Origin of the sequence: Microbacterium sp. KKR3/1, assembly GCF_021272365.1 — a bacterium.
Lineage (GTDB): Bacteria > Actinomycetota > Actinomycetes > Actinomycetales > Microbacteriaceae > Microbacterium > Microbacterium aurugineum.
Window position 1 is genome coordinate 89,891 of sequence record NZ_JAJSDW010000004.1, and the last position, 17,855, is coordinate 107,745.

The 17,855-nt window shown below is 67.8% G+C and carries 19 protein-coding genes and 1 tRNA gene; 16 read left to right on the forward strand and 4 right to left on the reverse strand.

The genetic code is table 11. From position 1 onward, the window contains the following. Positions 1-3: 3 nt before the first annotated feature. Together LVJ59_RS17015 and LVJ59_RS17020 are read right to left on the reverse strand one after the other, a co-directional pair. Positions 4-651 carry a heme oxygenase (biliverdin-producing) gene (locus LVJ59_RS17015; RefSeq protein WP_134352481.1) on the reverse strand — a complete coding sequence of 216 codons (648 nt, stop codon included), beginning with the start codon at positions 649-651 and terminating at the stop codon, positions 4-6. A gap of 81 nt (positions 652-732) precedes the next feature. Continuing rightward, positions 733-1,044 carry a DUF2470 domain-containing protein gene (locus tag LVJ59_RS17020; protein ID WP_232763905.1) on the reverse strand — a complete coding sequence of 104 codons (312 nt, stop codon included), beginning with the start codon at positions 1,042-1,044 and terminating at the stop codon, positions 733-735. Between the two features lie 97 nt (positions 1,045-1,141). Between LVJ59_RS17020 and LVJ59_RS17025 the strand changes: the two genes are divergently transcribed. From LVJ59_RS17025 to LVJ59_RS17045, 5 genes are all read left to right on the forward strand, one after another. Beyond that, entirely contained in the window at positions 1,142-2,431 is a 1,290-nt protein-coding gene (locus LVJ59_RS17025; RefSeq protein ID WP_232763906.1) for a serine hydrolase domain-containing protein, read from the forward strand. Positions 2,432-2,526: 95 nt separating this feature from the next. Then, positions 2,527-3,102, forward strand: a complete 576-nt coding sequence (locus LVJ59_RS17030) for an isochorismatase family protein (protein ID WP_232763907.1) — start codon at positions 2,527-2,529, stop codon at positions 3,100-3,102. Between the two features lie 157 nt (positions 3,103-3,259). Next, positions 3,260-3,910 carry an MIP/aquaporin family protein gene (locus tag LVJ59_RS17035; protein ID WP_232763908.1) on the forward strand — a complete coding sequence of 217 codons (651 nt, stop codon included), beginning with the start codon at positions 3,260-3,262 and terminating at the stop codon, positions 3,908-3,910. Between the two features lie 5 nt (positions 3,911-3,915). Further along, complete coding sequence (locus LVJ59_RS17040) at positions 3,916-4,737, forward strand: sugar nucleotide-binding protein (protein WP_232763909.1); 822 nt, start codon at positions 3,916-3,918, stop codon at positions 4,735-4,737. A 9-nt stretch (positions 4,738-4,746) separates the two neighbouring features. Further along, complete coding sequence (locus LVJ59_RS17045) at positions 4,747-5,382, forward strand: DUF1684 domain-containing protein (RefSeq protein WP_232763910.1); 636 nt, start codon at positions 4,747-4,749, stop codon at positions 5,380-5,382. A 20-nt stretch (positions 5,383-5,402) separates the two neighbouring features. On the opposite strand, the gene LVJ59_RS17050 is transcribed toward LVJ59_RS17045, so the two are convergent. Further along, complete coding sequence (locus tag LVJ59_RS17050) at positions 5,403-6,407, reverse strand: LacI family DNA-binding transcriptional regulator (RefSeq protein WP_232763911.1); 1,005 nt, start codon at positions 6,405-6,407, stop codon at positions 5,403-5,405. A gap of 160 nt (positions 6,408-6,567) precedes the next feature. Between LVJ59_RS17050 and LVJ59_RS17055 the strand changes: the two genes are divergently transcribed. From LVJ59_RS17055 to LVJ59_RS17100, 10 genes are all read left to right on the forward strand, one after another. Further along, positions 6,568-8,094 carry a sugar ABC transporter ATP-binding protein gene (locus LVJ59_RS17055; protein ID WP_232763912.1) on the forward strand — a complete coding sequence of 509 codons (1,527 nt, stop codon included), beginning with the start codon at positions 6,568-6,570 and terminating at the stop codon, positions 8,092-8,094. A 23-nt stretch (positions 8,095-8,117) separates the two neighbouring features. Continuing rightward, the gene (locus LVJ59_RS17060; RefSeq protein ID WP_232763964.1) at positions 8,118-9,110 is read left to right on the forward strand and encodes an ABC transporter permease; all 993 of its coding nucleotides are present in this window, start codon (positions 8,118-8,120) and stop codon (positions 9,108-9,110) included. Continuing rightward, positions 9,107-10,162, forward strand: coding sequence for an ABC transporter permease (locus LVJ59_RS17065; RefSeq protein WP_232763913.1), 1,056 nt, complete (start codon positions 9,107-9,109; stop codon positions 10,160-10,162). Before LVJ59_RS17060 ends, LVJ59_RS17065 begins: the two co-directional genes overlap by 4 nt. A gap of 43 nt (positions 10,163-10,205) precedes the next feature. Further along, positions 10,206-11,237 (forward strand): rhamnose ABC transporter substrate-binding protein, encoded by a 1,032-nt coding sequence (gene rhaS, locus LVJ59_RS17070; protein WP_232763914.1) that lies wholly within the window; start codon positions 10,206-10,208, stop codon positions 11,235-11,237. Positions 11,238-11,294: 57 nt separating this feature from the next. Further along, positions 11,295-11,657 carry an L-rhamnose mutarotase gene (locus LVJ59_RS17075; RefSeq protein WP_232763915.1) on the forward strand — a complete coding sequence of 121 codons (363 nt, stop codon included), beginning with the start codon at positions 11,295-11,297 and terminating at the stop codon, positions 11,655-11,657. Continuing rightward, positions 11,654-12,820 carry an L-rhamnose isomerase gene (gene rhaI, locus LVJ59_RS17080; RefSeq protein WP_232763916.1) on the forward strand — a complete coding sequence of 389 codons (1,167 nt, stop codon included), beginning with the start codon at positions 11,654-11,656 and terminating at the stop codon, positions 12,818-12,820. Before LVJ59_RS17075 ends, rhaI begins: the two co-directional genes overlap by 4 nt. Before the next feature lie 53 nt (positions 12,821-12,873). After that, on the forward strand, positions 12,874-14,910 hold the full coding sequence (locus LVJ59_RS17085) for a bifunctional aldolase/short-chain dehydrogenase (RefSeq protein ID WP_232763917.1): 2,037 nt from the start codon (positions 12,874-12,876) through the stop codon (positions 14,908-14,910). Next, entirely contained in the window at positions 14,907-16,322 is a 1,416-nt protein-coding gene (locus LVJ59_RS17090) for a rhamnulokinase family protein (protein WP_232763918.1), read from the forward strand. The genes LVJ59_RS17085 and LVJ59_RS17090 overlap by 4 nt, the downstream gene beginning before the upstream one ends. Before the next feature lie 157 nt (positions 16,323-16,479). Further along, positions 16,480-16,755 carry a hypothetical protein gene (locus LVJ59_RS17095; protein ID WP_227991843.1) on the forward strand — a complete coding sequence of 92 codons (276 nt, stop codon included), beginning with the start codon at positions 16,480-16,482 and terminating at the stop codon, positions 16,753-16,755. Positions 16,756-16,869: 114 nt separating this feature from the next. Continuing rightward, positions 16,870-17,031, forward strand: coding sequence for a hypothetical protein (locus LVJ59_RS17100; protein ID WP_153243117.1), 162 nt, complete (start codon positions 16,870-16,872; stop codon positions 17,029-17,031). Positions 17,032-17,074: 43 nt separating this feature from the next. Here LVJ59_RS17100 and LVJ59_RS17105 read toward each other — a convergent pair. Continuing rightward, positions 17,075-17,148 (reverse strand) — tRNA-Gly (locus tag LVJ59_RS17105). 101 nt (positions 17,149-17,249) lie between these two features. On the opposite strand from LVJ59_RS17105, the gene dcd reads away from it, so the two are divergent. Then, positions 17,250-17,855 carry a dCTP deaminase gene (gene dcd, locus LVJ59_RS17110; RefSeq protein ID WP_047524231.1) on the forward strand — a complete coding sequence of 202 codons (606 nt, stop codon included), beginning with the start codon at positions 17,250-17,252 and terminating at the stop codon, positions 17,853-17,855.

Sequence of the window (17,855 nt, forward strand, 5' to 3'; positions counted from 1 at the left end):
GGATCAGGCGGCGGCGCGGGCCCGGTCGAGATCCTCGAAGAGCTCGGTGTTGAATCGATAGGCGAGGAGCACCTCGTCGATCACACGCTCACGCTCCGCGTCGTCCCACGGGGCGGCGTCGAGCTGCTCGCGGTAGACGTCCTTGAATGCGGACGGGTCGGCGATGTCGTCGAACAGGTAGAACCCGATGCCGTTCGTCTCGAAGCCGAACCGACGGGCCATCACCCGGCCGATGAAGATCCCGCCGGAGAGGTCGCCGAGGTAGCGGGTGTAGTGGTGGGCGATGAAGCCGCCCGCCCACGTGGCACCCACCTGACGGATGCGCTCGACGTAGCGCACGGTGGTGGGCAGCGGCACGATCTGCTCGCGCCAGTCGCCACCGAGCAGGAACTCCAGGTCGGCTTCCAGTGCGGGGAGCCGCGTGAGCTTGTCGCTGAGGAAGACCGCCGCCACCGGATCCTGTCGCATGCGCTCGCCGGCTCCTTCGAGCGCTTCGTAGATGAAGTAGTGCTGCGCGACGAGGGAGATGTAGTCCTCGCGGGAGCCCTCGCCCTTCAGGAGGTCGGACATGAAGCCGGCGGTCTCGCTGCGGGAGTGCGATCCCGACGAGCGCTCGCGCAGGGCGGCGGAGAAGGAGAGGATCTCGGGCATGTGCCTAGTGTAAGGCTTGCCTTACCTCGCGCGGTAGTGGCCGTGCCGAGTCGGAGGTGCGACGGGCTGTGTTCGAGTCGTTCAGGCGTGCGGGCGAGGCTCAACCCCGAGGCGCGCGCAGGCCTCGTCGTAGAGCGCCACGACCTCGCGGCGCACGGCGGGGCGATCCGTGATGGGTCCGCCGGGCCACGGGACGCGCAGTTCGGAGAGTTCGCCGTCGAGGGTGATCTCCCAGACGCCGCCGTCGCCGTCGAACCCGGTCATGACGGAGGCGGTGACGTCGGCGGAGCTTTCTGCGAAGGCGCGGGCGATCAAGAGGTTGTCATCGGTGTGGTCACCGTTCATGTGGCGCAGGACAGCGGCGATCACGTCGGCTTCGAAGATGTGGGGCACGTTTCTCACCCTATGTGCGCGCAAAGGCGCCCGGCGCGATGCCGTCTTTCAGGAAGGGCGTTCTAGACTCGGGAGATACATCCTCGGGGGTTCCTTCATGCAGCTTCTCTCGTCGCGCCGTTGGCGTGCCGCTGCGGCCAGTGCGGCCGCGCTCGCTCTCGTCCTCACCGGATGCTCGTCCGAGGATTCCTTCAGCTACACGCCACCGGCTCAGGTTGACGGTGCTCTGCCCGACGACACGGTCGCTTCGATGCAGGCCGCGGTCGACAATGCGCTCGTCGCTTCCGGGGCCACCGGGGCGATCGTGGGGGTCTGGGTGCCGTGGAGCGGCAGCTGGGTCACCGCCGTCGGCACGCAGGACCGTGACGGCGGTGGAGAGATCTCCACCGACATGTCCTTCCGCATCGCCGACGTGACGCGTCTGATGGCGTGCGACGTGCTCTACGCCCTCGCCGATGAGGGAACGCTCGAACTCGATGCGAATGTCGCCGACTACGTCTCCGGGGTCGCCGACATGCGGGAACAGGGTGTCACGCTCCTCGACCTGTGCAACGGCACCAGCGGCGCCGGTTCGTCCGAGCCGACCACCAAGACCGCTCTGTTGAACACACCGGACCGCATCTGGGCGCCGCTGGAGCTCGCGGGCTACGGACTGGCGCGCCCTCGTGTCGACCCGGGCACCACCTTCCGCGACTCGGATGCGGGGTATCTCCTGCTCGGCCTCGCCCTCGAGCGCGCCACCGGGATGACCGCGTCCGAGCTGATCGCCGAGTACGTCACCGACCCGCTCGAGCTTACGGCCACGTCGCTCCCCGGCCCCGCTCCGGCTGCTCCCGGTGACGACCCGATGAAGGGGCACTTCCTTCCCGCGGTCGAGGGTGGGTTCACCTGCGCCGCCCCCAACGACATCACCACGATCTCGTCGAGCTCGGGATTCACCGATTCCGGCGCCGTCTCGACCATCGATGACCTCGGGCGGTACATCCAGGCCGAAGCCCGCCAGGCGTTGCGTGGAGCCGACGCGAAACCAGAGCGCTTCGGTACGCCATTGCCTGCGAAGGAAGACGGTCCTTCCTGGTACCAGGCCACCGGTGGTGCTTATCTCGTGGGGTCGATGATCGGCCAGCACGGCTGGGTCCCCGGCTATGCCACAGCGGCGTATTCGGACCCGTCGAGTGGGTTCACGGTCGCGGTCGTGCTGAACGATTCGACGGCGGGTTCGAGGTTCGCGCAGCAGCTCTCGTGGGAACTCGCCGCGATCGCCTCGAAGGCGCCGGCTGCGTCCGGGCAGACCGCGCCGGAATTCGCGCTTCCCTTCACCGCGGAGCAGTACCACCAGTCGATCACGCACGGTGCCATCACCTGCGTCGAACCGCCTGCGGAGTGACCACCGCCGCACGGGGGTGACACTGGCGGGAACCATTCGACGGTTGTCCATGCAGCGGCTTGGCGCGGGGACGAATCCCGGCGAACATGGGGCGCATGGCCTCTTCCGACACCGTTCTGCTCGTCATCGACGCGCAGGAGTCTTTCCGTGCTCGTGCCGACGACTGGGCGGCGACCGCCAATCCCGTCGTGCTCGACAACATCGCCCTCCTGGTCGCTGACGCCCGCGAGCGTGGCGAGCGGGTGGTGTGGATCACGCATTCCGAGCCCGGCTCCGGCGGTGTGTTCGACCCCGCACAGGGGTTCGTGCGCGTGATCGACGAGCTCGGTCCCCTCGACTCGGAGGATGCGGTCACCAAGACCACGATCAACTCCTTCCTCTCGACGGATCTCGACGAGCGGTTGCGGAGCGCCGGCGTGCGACGGGTCGTCATCTGCGGCATCCGGACCGAGCAATGCTGCGAGACGACCGCTCGTACGGCCGCTGATCTCGGCTACGAGGTGGATTTCGTGACGGACGCGACGACCACCTCCGCGATCCCGGCCTCGGGACCGTTGGCCGCGGTCTCGGGCGAGGACATCATGCGTCGCACCGAGAGCATCCTCGCCGCTCGCGGATTCGCGAGGATCATCCGCACGAGCGATCGCGTGGGGAACGTCTCAGCCCACTAGCGGTCCAGTTCAGCGAATTCACAGGATTCCCGCGCGGCATCCCGGTCTCCGGCGGGCGGCGGCGATAACGTCAGTGCCGCGCGAGGGGGTTGTCGGTCGTGTGCGCGGCCGAACGGGTGGTTCCCCCTCCCTCGAATCCCAAGAAAAGGGCTCTCTCATGACCGGTACGGCACGCAAGGCACTCGCAGAAGCAGTCGCCACCTTCCTCTTCGTCCTCGCCATCATCGCGGCGGTGAACAGCGGCAGCCCGCTGACTCCGCTCGCGATCGGGTTCACCCTGATGGTGCTCATCTTCTCGACGGGGCACATCTCTGGTGCTCATCTCAACCCGGCCGTCTCGGTCGGCGTCTTCCTGCGCGGCGGACTGAGCGTCGTGGACTTCATCGCGTACCTCATCGCGCAGTTCGTCGGTGGTGCCCTGGCTGCGCTCGTCAGTATGGCCGTCTGGCCGGCCGGGGACGAGGCGATGGTCATCGAGGTCGGCCCCGCGTTCTTCGTGGAGGCCCTCTTCACGTTGATCCTCGTCTGGGTCGTGCTCAACACGGCGACCTCCAAGGACACGGCCGGCAACTCCTTCTACGGTCTGGCGATCGGTGGGACCGTGTTCGTGGGCGCGGCGACCGTCGGCTCGATCTCCGGAGGTGGGTTCAACCCCGCCGTCGCGCTCGGGCTCTCGGTGAGCGGTCACTTCGACTGGAGCTCCCTCTGGCTGTACATCGTCGCGCCGGTCGCGGGTGCCGTGATCGCGGCGATCCTGTTCCGCGTGCTCAACGCGGATGACGCCAAGAAGATCGCCGTAGCCGCGTAATCCTCGTGACCCCGGTACCTCGTCGCACGCTCCTCGTCGGATACGGGAAGCTCGGCGCGCGACTCGCCGCACGTCTCCTCGCCGACGACGGCGAGGTCTTCGCCCTGCGGCGGAGTACCGCGTCCCTGCCGGCGGGCGTGATCGGACTCTCCGCCGATCCGTCCCATCCGCTCGACTCGCCCCTTCCGGTCGTCGACGCGATGGTGATCACGCTGCCGCCCAGCGGCGTGAGTTCGGGGTACCGCACCGCGTTGACGAACCTGAGGGCCGCGCTGCCCGTGCTGCCGGCGCGCACTGTGTTCGTGTCGTCGACGGGAGTGTTCGAGGGAGCTGCGGCAGATCATCCGTTGACCGAACAGGATGTCCCCGCACCGACGAGTGCGCGATCCCAGGAGCTGTACGACGGTGAGCAGGCGGCCGTCGCGCTGTTCTCCGCCGTGATCGTGCGCCCTGCGGGGATCTACGGGCCGGGTCGGGAGTTCCTCCTGCGGAAGGTGCGCGAGGGCGCTGCCGTCGACCACGCCCGGCGCACGAATCGGATCCATGAGGTCGATCTGGTGCGGACGCTCGATCTGCTGGTGCGGATGGAGGATCCCCCACCGCTCCTGCACGCGGTGGACGAGCGGCCCGCACCTCTCGCGGAGGTCGTCGCGTTCATCGCCGGGAAGCTGGGCGTGGACGTGCCGCCGGATGTGGCGTCCGGCGGTCCGAGCGGGGTCGTCTATGACGGGACGCTGCTGCGATCCGTGCTGGGCCGCCTCGAGTACCCGACCTTCGAAGCGGGATACGCCGAGATGATCGCCGAGGACTCGATGCCGCGCCCGTAGCCTGGGGGGATGACGAACACACTCGCACGGACGGCTGCCGAGGTCGTCGACTGGCGCCGCCGCGTCTTCGCTCTCTACGCCGCCGTGCGTCTCTCCGATTCGCCGGAGGACGCGCATGAGCTGTGGCGGATCGAACGGGATGAGCTGATGCTGCATCATCCGGCGACGCCGCTGCGCGCCGAGGATCGTTCTGCGTTCGAGGGGTTGCCGATCGCCTCGTACGACCCGGAGTGGCGCTTCGAGCTGCCGGTCCTCCCCGCCGACCCCGGCGGCTTCGACTTCGCGACCGGCACTGACGGCGTCGTGCCCTTTGAGCGCGTGGGGCGCGTCGAGATCCCGGACGCCGGATCACTCGACGTCTGGCGGCTCATGTCCTACGGCGGTGGGCTGTTCATCCCGGTGCGCGACGCCCTCGCGGGGCGCCCGGGCGGCACCTACGGCGGTGGCCGCTATCTGATCGACACGATCAAGGGCGCCGACCTCGGATCGGATGCCGCGAGCGGGACGATCGTGCTCGACTTCAACTTCGCCTACAACCCGTCCTGCGCCTATGACCCCGCCTGGGCCTGCCCGCTCGCGCAACCCGGCAACGTGATGGCGGTGCCGATCCCGGTCGGGGAGATGTACGGGGTCGACAGCACCTGATCTCTCGCTTCGGACGTCGCTCAGACCTGTCGCGCGGTCGACTCGCGCACGACGAGCTCCGGCTGGAACACCACGCGCTCGGGATCGGACTTCCCACCCGCCTCGCGCAGCATCAGGTCGACGGCCGTGTAGCCGATGAGCTCGGCGGGCTGGCGGATCGACGAGAGCGGGACGACGGCCGCCGTGGCGAAGTCGATGTCGTCGTATCCGATCAGGGCGATCTCGTCGGGGACCCGGATGCTGTTCCGCATCATGAGCGCCTGCAGCACGCCCATCGCGAGCAGGTCGTTCGCGGCGAAAACGGCATCGGGACGGTCCTCCGGCGCACGGGCGCTGAGGGCGTCGCCCGCGGCACGACCGGCGAGCACGCTCAGGGAATCGGTCAGGATGACTTCGAGCGAGACTCCGGCCTCGTTGGCCGCTCGGCTGGCTCCCTCGAGACGGTCGACCACCTGGCGGATGCCCATCGGCCCGCCGACGAAGGCGATGCGTCGTCGCCCCTGGGCCGCGAGGTGCTGCACGGCGAGGTAGCCGCCGCCGACATCGTCGACCGAGACCGACGAGAAGCTCTCGTCGGCGACTTCGCGGTCGACGAGCACCACGGTCGTGCCTCGGTCACGCAGGCGGCGCAGACGCGGGAGGTCGTCGGCGAGGGGGGAGATGAGGAGACCGGCGATGCGCTGCTCTTCGAACAGGTCGATATAGGCACGCTCGCGCTCCGCCTTCTCATCGCTGTTGCCGAGCATGACCGTCATCCTGGCCTCGGCCGCTCGCTCCTCCGCGCCCCGGGCGATGTCGGTGAAGAAGGGGTTGCGCACATCGAGCACGACGAGGCCGATCGAGCGGCTGTGGCCTGCTCTGAGCTGCCGGGCCGCATCGTTGCGCACGAAGCCGAGCTTCTCGATGGCGGCCGTGACGCGTTCCACCGTGGCGGGGGAGACCTTGTCCGGATGGTTCAGCACATTCGAGACGGTCCCGACGGAGACGGATGCGGCGAGAGCGACATCTCGAACACTGACGACCACGGCGTCTTCCTTCCCGCGGGACCGCGAAACCTGTTCCTGAAACGTACCATCGACCATCGCATGACTTGACAGCAGGTCGCCGAGGGTCGTAACTTACAGATGCGCCATCCTTTAAAACGATTCAATCCGCAGGGATGATCCTGCAGTTTAGGTCCGATCAATGACGATTCCCTCTGGGGCTCCCGGCTCTCCGCCGGCGCTCGAACTCCGCGACATCCGAAAGTCTTTCGGTGCGGTGGTCGCTCTCCGTTCCGGGACTCTCTCCGTCGACGGCGGATCCATCCACGCGTTGGTCGGCGAGAACGGTGCGGGCAAGTCGACCCTCGTGAAGATCGTCGCAGGGCTCTACCAGCGCGACGACGGGATCTTCCGTTTCCATGGCGAAGACGTGGACTTCACATCGACCGCGCAGTCCAAGAGCGCGGGCGTCGCCGTGATCTACCAGGAGCCGACGCTCTTCCCCGACCTGTCCGTCACCGAGAACATCTTCATGGGTCGTCAGCCCACGGGGCGCTTCGGGCGCATCGACCGCAGGGCCATGCGGCACGAGGTCGAGCGCCTCTTCACTCGACTCGGCGTGACGATCGATCCCGACCGTCCGGCAGAAGGTCTGTCGATCGCCGACCAGCAGGTCATCGAGATCGCCAAGGCCGTCTCCCTCGACGCGAGTCTGCTCGTCATGGATGAGCCCACGGCCGCGCTGTCCGGTGTCGAGGTCGAGCGCCTCTTCACGATCGCGCGCAGTCTCCGCGACGAGGGCCGCGCGCTCATCTTCATCTCGCACCGCTTCGACGAGGTGTTCGCGCTCTGCGACACCGTCACGGTCATGCGCGACGGTGCCTACATCGCCACCAGCGCGATCGCCGACACCTCGGTCGAGGAGATCGTGCAGCAGATGGTCGGCCGCGAGGTGACCGAGTTGTTTCCCAAGCAGGAGACCACCGTCGGCGCCCCGCTGCTCGAGGTCGAGAACCTCACCAGCCCCGGTGTCTTCCACGACATCTCCTTCACCGTGCGCGCAGGGGAGATCGTGGGCCTGGCCGGTCTGGTCGGCGCGGGGCGCAGCGAGGTGGCTCGTGCCGTCTTCGGGGTCGACCCCTACCGCGAGGGCGCCGTCACGATGCAGGGCGTGCCCATCCCGCGTGGTCGTCCCACCGACGCCATGCGCGCCGGCCTCGCGCTCGTGCCGGAAGACCGCCGCAAGCAAGGTCTCGTGATCGAATCGGGCGTCGGCAGCAACATCAGCCTCTCGATCCGCCGCCAGCTCGCGAAGCTGGGGTTCCTCACCACCGGAATGGAGAACCGTGCCGCCCGGGAGTGGGCGACCAGGCTCGAGGTCAAGACGCACGCCCTCGACACCGTCGCCGCCACACTCTCCGGCGGCAATCAGCAGAAGGTCGTCCTCGCGAAGTGGCTCGCCACGCAGCCGAAGGTCCTCATCATCGACGAACCCACCCGTGGGATCGACGTCGGCACCAAATCCGAGGTGCACCGGCTGCTCTCCGAGCTCGCAGGGCAGGGCATCGGAATCCTCATGATCTCGTCCGAGCTTCCGGAGGTGCTGGGAATGGCCGACCGCGTCCTCGTCATGCGCGAGGGGCGGATCACCGCAGAGATCGCCCGCTCGGAGGCCACTTCCGAGAACGTCATGTACGCCGCGACGCACGCATCGGAGCTCTCCTCGTGACCACCGCAATCCCCGTCTCCTCGATGACGAAGAGGCTCTCCGCGCTCGGCCGGGCGCGGGAGTTCGGAATCCTCCTCGCCCTCGCGCTCGTGATCGTGGCCGCCACGACGAACAACTCGAACTTCCTGTTCAGCCCTGACGGGTGGCGCGACCTGCTGCTCACGCCGTCGATCCTCGTGCTCGTCGCGGTCGGGCAGGCGATCGTCCTCATCACGCGCAACGTCGACCTCTCGGTCGGCTCGGTCATGGGACTCACCGCCTACCTCACCGGTCGCCTGTTCATCGACGTCTCCGGCATTCCGATCGTGATCGTCGTGGTGGCCGCGGTCGTGTTCGGCGCCCTCCTCGGACTCATCAACGGCGCCCTGGTCGCCTTTGCCAAGGTGCCGGCGATGGTGATCACCCTCGGCACGCTCTACGCCTACCGCGGCATCAACGTGCTGTGGACCGGAAGTGACCGGGTGAACGCTTCGGACATGCCGAAGGACTTCTTGGCGCTCGGCACGGGGCAGCTCGTCGGCATCCCGATCCTCACGATCGTGGCCCTCATCGTCCTGGCCGCGGCCGCCTGGTACATGAAGAACACACGCGGTGGCCGCGAGTACTACGCGATCGGCTCGGATCCGGCAGCAGCGGAGTTGTACGGCCTCCGCGTCACGCGCCGCGTGCTGACCGCCTTCGTCGTGTCCGGTGCTCTCGCGGGTCTCGCCGGAGTGTTCTACGCCGCCCGCTACGGCACGATCAACTCGCAGGCCGGAGCCGGGTGGGAGCTCGATGCGGTCGGGGCGGCCGTGATCGGTGGCGTCGCGATCACGGGCGGCATCGGCTCGGTGTGGGGCGCGGCGATCGGTGCGGTGCTCCTGCTCACGATCAACCGGGCTCTCCCCATCCTCGGCATCCCCGACTTCTGGCAGCGCGCCGTCGTCGGCCTCCTGATCATCGGCGCGATCGTGCTCGACCGCGTCCTCGCCGTCCGGCAGAAACGACGGCTCATCGAAGCGAGGGACCAGTCATGACCGCCGCGACCACGACGACCACGACCACCCGGATCATCCGAGACTTCGACAAGCCGCTCTGGCGTCGTGTCCTCCTCACCAGGGAGATGGCGATCGTCGCCCTGCTCCTCTTCGTCGTCATCATCTCCGCGATCACGGTCCGCGGCTTCGGTCAGCCGATCACGCTCACCTACCTGCTCCTCGACATCGCCCCGATCCTGTTGATCGCCCTGCCGATGACGCTCGTGATGATCACCGGCGAGATCGACCTGTCGGTGGGCAGCATGGTCGGCCTCTCCAGCGTCGTCACCGGCGCGTTGGTCCAGGGTGGGATCCCCTTCGAAGTCGCGGCCCTCGCTGCGCTGCTCGTGGGTCTGGTCGGCGGAGCCTTCAACGGGTTCCTCGTGACCGTGGTCGGGCTGCCGTCGCTCGCCGTCACGATCGGAACGCTCGCGCTGTTCCGCGGCCTCGCGGTCGGCATCCTCGGCACGGCGGCGGTCACCGAGTTCCCGGAGTTCTGGACCGACCTCGCCAAGGCGAAGATCGCGGGCACGACGGTTCCGGTGGTCATGATCCCGTTCCTGATCCTGCTGGTGGCGTTCATCCTGTTGCTGCACTACACGCCTTTCGGACGTGGCGTGTACGCGATCGGCCTGGCGAAGGATGCCGCTCGATTCTCCGGCGTGCACGTGGAGCGGACGAAGTTCATCCTTTTCGCGCTCTCCGGACTGGTCGCCGCGTTCGCCGGGGTGTTCTACACGCTCCGCTACGGCAGCGCCCGCGGTGACAACGCCACCGGCCTGGAGCTGCAGGTGATCGCCGCGGTCGTCCTCGGCGGTGTGTCGGTGTTCGGCGGGAGGGGCAAGATCTACGGGGTCGTCGCCGCCGCGCTCCTCATCGGCTCGCTGGCCAGTGCGCTGCGTCTGATGAACGTGACCTCCGATGTGATCAACATCATCACCGGCGCCCTGCTGATCGTCTCGGTCGTGGCCGCGAGCTTCCTCGCCTGGCTGCAGAAGGCCCGGCGCAGACCAGGGCGTTCGACCACCGGCGCCACCTCCACAGCTTCATGACGCCGACGCCGCACTCGCGGCACCTCACGAAAGGAACAGAACAATGATGTTTGCACGCAAGCGTGTGGCCGCGGTCGCCGCCCTCGCGGTGGCCGCAGCGGTCGCCCTCTCCGGATGCGCGAGCACCGGCGGTGACGACGGCGGCGACAGCGGCGGCGACGGCAACCTCGCCATCACCTTCCTGCCCAAGAACCTCGGAAACCCCTACTTCGACACGTCGAGCAAGGGTGGCAAGGCAGCCGTCGAGGAGTTCGGCGGCACCTTCGCCGAGGTCGGACCGGCCGAGGCCACTCCCGACGCACAGGTCAGCTACATCAACACGGCCACCCAGCAGGGCGTCGGAGCGCTCGTCGTCTCGGCGAACGATCCGAAGGCGATCTGCGACGCGCTGAACGAGGCACGCGACGCCGGCGTGAAGGTCGTCACCTTCGACTCCGACACCAACCCGGAGTGCCGCGATGTCTTCATCAACCAGGCGGACTCCGAGGGCATCGCGAAGGTCCAGGTCGACCAGATCGCCGAGCAGATCGGCGGGGCCGGAGAGATCGCGATCCTCTCCGCCTCGGCGAACGCGACGAACCAGAACGCCTGGATTGACCTGATGGAGGACTACCTCGCCAGCGACTACCCCGACATCACCCTCGTCGAGACCGTCTATGGTGACGACGACGACCAGACGTCGTTCGACAAGACCGCGGCGCTGCTGCAGACGCACCCCGACTTGAAGGGCATCATCTCGCCCACGACGGTCGGCATCGCCGCGGCGGCCCGCTACCTGTCCACCTCGGACTACAAGGGCAAGGTCTCGCTGACCGGTCTCGGCACCCCGAACCAGATGCGCGAGTACGTCGAGGACGGCACTGTCACGTCGTTCGCGCTGTGGAACCCGGAAGACCTCGGCTATCTGGCGGCCTTCGCGGCCCAGGCGCTCATCGAGGGCGACATCACGGGTGAGAAGGGTGACACCTTCACCGCAGGCGACCTCGGCGAGTACACGGTCGGAGACGACGGCGTCGTGCTGCTCGGCGACCCGTTCGTGTTCGACGCCGACAACATCGGTGAGTTCGACTTCTGATGATCATCGAACGCCCGGTCGGCAGGGTGTCGACCGGGCGTTCACAGAAAGGCAGGGATGATGCGCGTGTGCGTGAAGCTCCAGCTGCGCCCCGAGCTTCTGGAGGAGTATCGCGAGCGTCATGCGCCCGTGTGGCCGGAGATGCTCGCCGAGATCGCGGCGGCCGGACGCCGCAACTACTCGCTCTTCCTCGCGCCCGACGGTGAACTCATCGGTTACTACGAGACCGACGACGACGACGCGGCTCAGGCGTATCTCGCCGCGTCGCCCATCGCCGCCCGGTGGGAGGCCGAGATGGCCCGCTTCTTCGTCGGTCTCGACGGCAGGCCGGACCAGGCCGCTCCCACACTTCCCGAGGTGTTCCACCTCGAGGACCAGCTCCCCACCTCCGGTCTCCAGAACGAAAGCAGTGCATCGTGAGTATCCTCTCCCCTGAAAGCCTCGCCGTCCTCGAGAAGCAGGGCATCGAGCTTCCCAGCTGGGCATTCGGCAACTCCGGTACCCGGTTCAAGGTCTTCGGCACCCCCGGAACCCCGCGTGACCCCTGGGAGAAGATCGCCGATGCCGCGCAGGTCAACCAGTACACGGCACTCGCCCCGACCGTCGCGCTGCACATTCCGTGGGACGTGGTCGACTCGTACTCCGACCTGCGCACGTATGCCGAGGACCTGGGCGTGGCGCTCGGCACCGTCAACTCGAACACCTTCCAGGACGACGATTACAAGTTCGGCGCCCTCACGCACGAGGACGCCGCGATCCGTCGGAAGGCGATCGACCACCACCTGGCCTGCATCGACGTGATGGATGCGACCGGGAGCCGCGATCTCAAGATCTGGCTCGCGGAGGGGTCGAACTACCCCGGCCAGGCCGACTTGCGCGGGCGCCAGGATCGACTGCAGGATTCGCTGCAGAACATCTACGATCGTCTCGGAGAAGACCAGCGGCTCGTGCTCGAGTACAAGTTCTTCGAGCCCGCGTTCTACCACACCGATGTTCCGGACTGGGGCACGTCGTACGCCCAGGTGAGCGCCCTCGGCGACAAGGCGATGGTGTGCCTCGACACCGGGCATCACGCCCCCGGCACGAACATCGAGTTCATCGTGATGCAGCTGCTGCGTCTCGGCAAGCTCGGGTCGTTCGACTTCAACTCGCGCTTCTACGCCGACGACGACCTGATCGTGGGCGCGGCCGACCCGTTCCAGCTCTTCCGCATCCTCTTCGAGGTCGTGCGCGGCGGCGGTCTGAACAACCCGGACGTGGCGTTCATGCTCGACCAGTGCCACAACGTCGAGGACAAGATCCCCGGTCAGATCCGCTCGGTGCTCAATGTGCAGGAGATGACCGCACGCGCGCTGCTCGTCGACCGGGAGGCGTTGACCGCCGCGCAGAAGTCGGGCGACGTGCTGGCCGCGAACGCCGTGTTCATGGATGCGTTCTACACCGACGTGCGCCCTGCCCTGGCCGACTGGCGGGAGTCCCGCGGGCTCGCCGCCGACCCGATGGCCGCCTACCTCGCCTCGGGATACCCGCAGAAGATCGCGGCCGACCGTGTGGGCGGCGTCCAGGCCGGCTGGGGCGCCTGAGCTCCGGCCTTCGACCCTTCGATCTTCGACCCTTCTCCCAAGGAACGACTCACATGACGAATCCGACCGCCTCCGAACTCCTCGCGCGGAGCAACCGCCTCGGCGCCGATCCGAAGAACACGAACTATGCCGGCGGCAACACGTCCGCGAAGGGCAACGGGATCGATCCCGTGACCGGGCAGCCCGTCGAACTGCTGTGGGTGAAGGGCTCAGGCGGTGACCTGGGCACGCTCACCGAGAACGGCCTCGCGGTGCTGCGCCTGGACCGGATGCGTGCGCTCGTCGACGTGTACCCGGGCGTCGATCGTGAAGACGAGATGGTGGCCGCATTCGACTACTGCCTGCACGGCAAGGGCGGAGCCGCTCCCTCGATCGACACCGCCATGCACGGCCTCGTCGACGCCGCGCACGTGGACCATCTGCACCCCGACTCCGGCATCGCGATCGCGACGGCCGCCGACGGTGAAGCGCTGACCCGGACGATCTTCGGGGAGAAGGTCGTCTGGGTGCCCTGGCGTCGCCCCGGCTTCCAGCTCGGCCTCGACATCGCCGAGATCAAGGCGGCGAACCCGCAGGCGATCGGATGCATCCTCGGCGGGCACGGCATCACGGCGTGGGGCGACACCTCCGACGAGGCCGAGGTGAACTCGCTGTGGATCATCGACACCGCCGCCTCGTACATCGCGGAGAACGGCGAGGCCGATCCGTTCGGCGGGGTCCGCTCCGGTTTCGAGCCTCTGCCCGAGGGAGAGCGTCGTGAACGCGCCGCCGCGCTCGCCGGGACGATCCGTGGGATCGCCTCGACGGACCGTCCGATGGTGGGCCACTTCACCGATGCCCCGGAGGTGCTCGAGTTCCTCGCCTCCGAGAAGGCGCCGTCCCTCGCCGCGCTGGGCACGAGCTGCCCCGATCACTTCCTGCGCACCAAGGTCAAGCCGCTCCTCCTCGACCTGCCGATCACGGCGTCCGTCGAGGAGCAGATCGCCCGTCTGCATGTGCTTCACGCGGAGTACCGCGCCGACTACCAGGCGTATTACGACGCGCACGCGACGGCCGATTCTCCGGCGATCCGCGGTGCCGATCCGCTCATCGTGCTCGTCCCCGGTGTGGGCATGTTCTCGTACGGCGCGAACAAGCAGACCGCTCGTGTCGCCGGCGAGTTCTACGTGAACGCGATCAACGTCATGCGCGGTGCCGAGGCGCTGTCGACCTACTCTCCGATCTCGGATGCCGAGAAGTTCCGTATCGAGTACTGGGCGCTGGAAGAGGCCAAGCTGCAGCGGATGCCGAAGCCGAAGTCACATCAGGGCCGCATCGCCTTCGTCACCGGCGCCGCCTCCGGGATCGGCAAGGCCATCGCCACCCGCCTCGCGGCTGAAGGTGCGTGTGTCGTCATCGCCGACCTCGACCTCGCCAAGGCCCAGGCTGCCGCGGCCGAGCTCGGGAGCACCGATGTCGCGATCGGCGTCGCCGCGAACGTCGCCGACGCCGACGCGATCCAGGCTGCGCTGAACGATGCGGTGCTCGCGTTCGGCGGCGTCGACCTCGTCGTCAACAACGCCGGACTATCGCTCTCGAAACCTCTGCTGGAGACGACCGAGAAGGACTGGGATCTGCAGCACGATGTCATGGCGAAGGGTTCTTTCCTTGTGTCGAAGGCCGCCGCGCGCGTGCTCATCGATCAGAAGCTCGGTGGCGACATCGTTTACATCTCGTCGAAGAACTCGGTCTTCGCCGGCCCGAACAACATCGCCTACTCCGCCACGAAGGCCGACCAGGCCCATCAGGTCCGCCTGCTCGCGGTCGAGCTCGGCGAGTACGGGATCCGTGTGAACGGGATCAACCCCGACGGCGTCGTGCGTGGTTCGGGCATCTTCGCCTCCGGGTGGGGCGCGAATCGCGCCGCGACCTACGGCGTCGCCGAAGAGGACCTCGGCCAGTTCTATGCGAACCGCACGATCCTCAAGCGCGAGGTCGTCCCCGAGAACGTCGCGGACGCGGTCTACGTGCTCACCGGCCCGGAGCTCAGTCGCACCACGGGTCTGCACATCCCCGTCGACTCCGGCGTCGCCGCGGCGTTCCTGCGATGAGCGTGCGCGCCGTCGCGGCCGTCGATCTCGGTGCGACCAGCGGCCGGGTCATGATCGGTCGCGTCGGCGACGGCAGGCTCGACCTCGAGCTCGTCTCGCGGTTCCCCCACGGACCCGTCGAGCGCGCCGACGGGCTGCACTGGGATTTCGGCGCCCTTTACGAGAACGTGCTCGAGGGGTTGGCGGAGGCCGTGCGACGTGAGCCGGCGATCGAGAGCATCGGCATCGACTCGTGGGCTGTGGACTACGGCCTGATCGCGGGCGGGGAGCTTCTCGCCGAGCCCTTCCACTACCGCGATGAGCGCACCGCGCGCGGCGTCGGCGAGGTGCACGGGGTCGTCCCGTTCTCCGAGCTCTACACACGCAACGGACTGCAGTTCCTGCCCTTCAACACGCTCTACCAGTACCGGATCGACGAGAGGGTCGCGGATGCCGACACGGCGCTCCTCATCCCCGACCTGATCGCGTTCCTGCTCACAGGTGTTCGCGCCGCCGAGCGCACGAACGCCTCGACGACCGGGCTGCTCAGAATGGGTGACGGCGAGTGGGACGTCGACCTCGCAACGCGCATCGGCATCCCGACCCGCGTCCTGCCTCCGCTTCTCGACCCCGGCGCGCTGATCGGATCGCTCCGCCCGGAACTCGCCGAGCGGATCGGCAGGACCCTCCCCGTGATCGCGGTCGGCTCACACGACACCGCCTCTGCCGTGGTCGCGGTCCCTCTGAGCTCGCCGTCCGCCGCTTACATCTCGTGCGGCACGTGGGGCCTCGTCGGTCTGGAGCTGACCGAGCCCGTGCTGACGGAGGCCGCGCGCAAGGCGAACTTCACTCACGAGCGCGGCGTCGACGGTCGATACCGCTTCCTGCACAACGTCACCGGCCTGTGGCTGCTGAGCGAGAGCGTGCGCGCGTGGGAGGCGGAGGATGGTGCCTCGGTAGACCTGTCGGAGCTGCTCGTGGGGGCGTCCGCGGTCTCGCAGGAGGTGCCGCTCTTCGATGCGAACGCCCCGTCCCTCAGCGCGCCCGGTGACATGCCGTCTCGCATCGCCGCGCTGATCCGAGAGGCGGGGGCGGCTGTCCCCGCGAGTCGTGCAGTGTTCGCGCGCAGCATTGTGGAGAGCATCGCCGCGGCGTTCGCCGAGACGGTTCGGACGGCGTCCACACTGTCGGGGCGAGAGGTCGACGTGATCCATCTCGTGGGGGGCGGATCACTCAACGCGCTTCTGTGCCAGGCGACGGCCGACCGTGCCGGCCTCCCCGTGCTGGCCGGCCCCGTCGAGGCGACCACGCTCGGGAACGTGCTCGTGCAGTGGCGGGCTCTGGAGGGCGTGGACATCGAGCTGGAAGAGCTGCGCGCGCTGGTCGCCGCGACCCATCCGGTCCGCAGGTTCGACCCGGTCGTCCGCGCTTGAGGACCAGCCCGGCGGATCCTAAAATGAGGGTGAATTCCGGCGGGCTGAAGGGCGCCCGTCGACCCATCGGGCAGGGTTCCGATCCCTGGTCGCAGGGTCGTGCGTTCCTCTCGGTCACCGCCTTTGGCTGATTGATTGGAGTGTTGCGATGTTTACGATGCCCGATCCCCGATTCGAGCTCCGCAAGATCACCGAGACCGAGTGGTTGATCCTCGACCACCGCTACGAGTCGAACGATTCCCGGCGCACCGTCGCGTGCGTGTACCAGTTGGATGCGGTCGAGGTGGACGTGCTGTGGCTGCGAGACCTTCCGCTCGCCACCTCGTACATGTCGGCGGCCGACGTGCTGGAAGACGTCCAGCGCTTCCACGCCCCTGCGCGCGACCGCAGGCCGGTGGCGATCCCGCACCGGCCGCCGCTCGCCACCGCCTGAGCACGGCCTGGCGAGGCGGATTGTCGCGCCTCGCCAGGCCGCGTGTCAACGGGGAGTCGGCGACGGCCTGCGAGAGCAAGACTGGCGTCACCGCCGATGCGATTGGAGACTGCGATGTCAGACCCGCAGATGTACCCGGACGAGGAGCGCGAAGTCGAGGCCGAAGGCATCGACCCGGACATCCCCTCGACCGACGACGATCGAGTCGTTCCCGAGGATGAGGAAGATCAGGAGCGCGACGAGGACGACGACATCGATCTCGCTGACCTGCCGTAGCGGTCGAGGGTTCGACGTCCGGAGTCGCTCTGGAAGTCACAAGTGGAGGGGCTGACGGGAATCGAACCCGCGCTGTCTGCTTGGGAAGCAGAAGTTCTACCATTGAACTACAGCCCCGTACCCGCATCCGAGGAGCAGGTGAAGGCCAGCCTACCTGCACGCCGCCCGATGGCAAAAGCAACGCGGCAGGGTCGCGGCCTGGCAACTAGGCTGGTGCCGTGCTTCTCAGCGATCGCGACATCAGAGCAGAACTCGCATCCGGCCGCGTCGGCCTCGAGCCGCGCGAAGAGGGGATGATCCAGCCGTCGAGCATCGACGTGCGTCTGGACCGCTACTTCCGGCTGTTCGACAACCACAAGTACCCGTTCATCGACCCGTCGGTCGATCAGCCGGAGCTCACGCGTCTGATCGAGGTCGATCCCGAGGAGCCGTTCATCCTGCACCCCGGCGAGTTCGCACTCGGCGCGACGTTCGAGCAGGTCACCCTCCCGGATGACATCGCCGCCCGTCTCGAGGGCAAGTCTTCGCTCGGGCGCCTCGGGCTCATCACGCACTCGACGGCCGGTTTCATCGACCCGGGGTTCACCGGTCACGTGACGCTGGAGCTCGCGAACGTCGCGACCCTGCCGATCAAGCTGTGGCCGGGGATGAAGATCGGGCAGCTCTGCTTCTTCCGGCTGACCTCACCTGCGGAAAGCCCCTACGGGTCCGGCCCCTACGGCAACCGCTACCAGGGGCAGCGCGGACCGACGGCCTCCCGGTCGTTCCAGAACTTCCATCGAACGGACGTCGGCGTGACCGACGTCGGAGCAGTCGGAGGCTGA

Coding starts and splice junctions, on each gene's coding strand:
- LVJ59_RS17045 (WP_232763910.1), top strand. CDS start 4,747: ATGACGAACACACTCGCACGGACGGCTGCCGAGGTCGTCGACTGGCGC.
- LVJ59_RS17035 (WP_232763908.1), top strand. CDS start 3,260: ATGACCGGTACGGCACGCAAGGCACTCGCAGAAGCAGTCGCCACCTTC.
- LVJ59_RS17090 (WP_232763918.1), top strand. CDS start 14,907: ATGAGCGTGCGCGCCGTCGCGGCCGTCGATCTCGGTGCGACCAGCGGC.
- LVJ59_RS17065 (WP_232763913.1), top strand. CDS start 9,107: ATGACCGCCGCGACCACGACGACCACGACCACCCGGATCATCCGAGAC.
- rhaS (WP_232763914.1), top strand. CDS start 10,206: ATGATGTTTGCACGCAAGCGTGTGGCCGCGGTCGCCGCCCTCGCGGTG.
- LVJ59_RS17015 (WP_134352481.1), bottom strand. CDS start 651: ATGCCCGAGATCCTCTCCTTCTCCGCCGCCCTGCGCGAGCGCTCGTCG.
- LVJ59_RS17055 (WP_232763912.1), top strand. CDS start 6,568: ATGACGATTCCCTCTGGGGCTCCCGGCTCTCCGCCGGCGCTCGAACTC.
- LVJ59_RS17095 (WP_227991843.1), top strand. CDS start 16,480: ATGCCCGATCCCCGATTCGAGCTCCGCAAGATCACCGAGACCGAGTGG.
- LVJ59_RS17030 (WP_232763907.1), top strand. CDS start 2,527: ATGGCCTCTTCCGACACCGTTCTGCTCGTCATCGACGCGCAGGAGTCT.
- LVJ59_RS17100 (WP_153243117.1), top strand. CDS start 16,870: ATGTCAGACCCGCAGATGTACCCGGACGAGGAGCGCGAAGTCGAGGCC.
- LVJ59_RS17085 (WP_232763917.1), top strand. CDS start 12,874: ATGACGAATCCGACCGCCTCCGAACTCCTCGCGCGGAGCAACCGCCTC.
- LVJ59_RS17025 (WP_232763906.1), top strand. CDS start 1,142: ATGCAGCTTCTCTCGTCGCGCCGTTGGCGTGCCGCTGCGGCCAGTGCG.
- LVJ59_RS17075 (WP_232763915.1), top strand. CDS start 11,295: ATGATGCGCGTGTGCGTGAAGCTCCAGCTGCGCCCCGAGCTTCTGGAG.
- LVJ59_RS17060 (WP_232763964.1), top strand. CDS start 8,118: ATGACGAAGAGGCTCTCCGCGCTCGGCCGGGCGCGGGAGTTCGGAATC.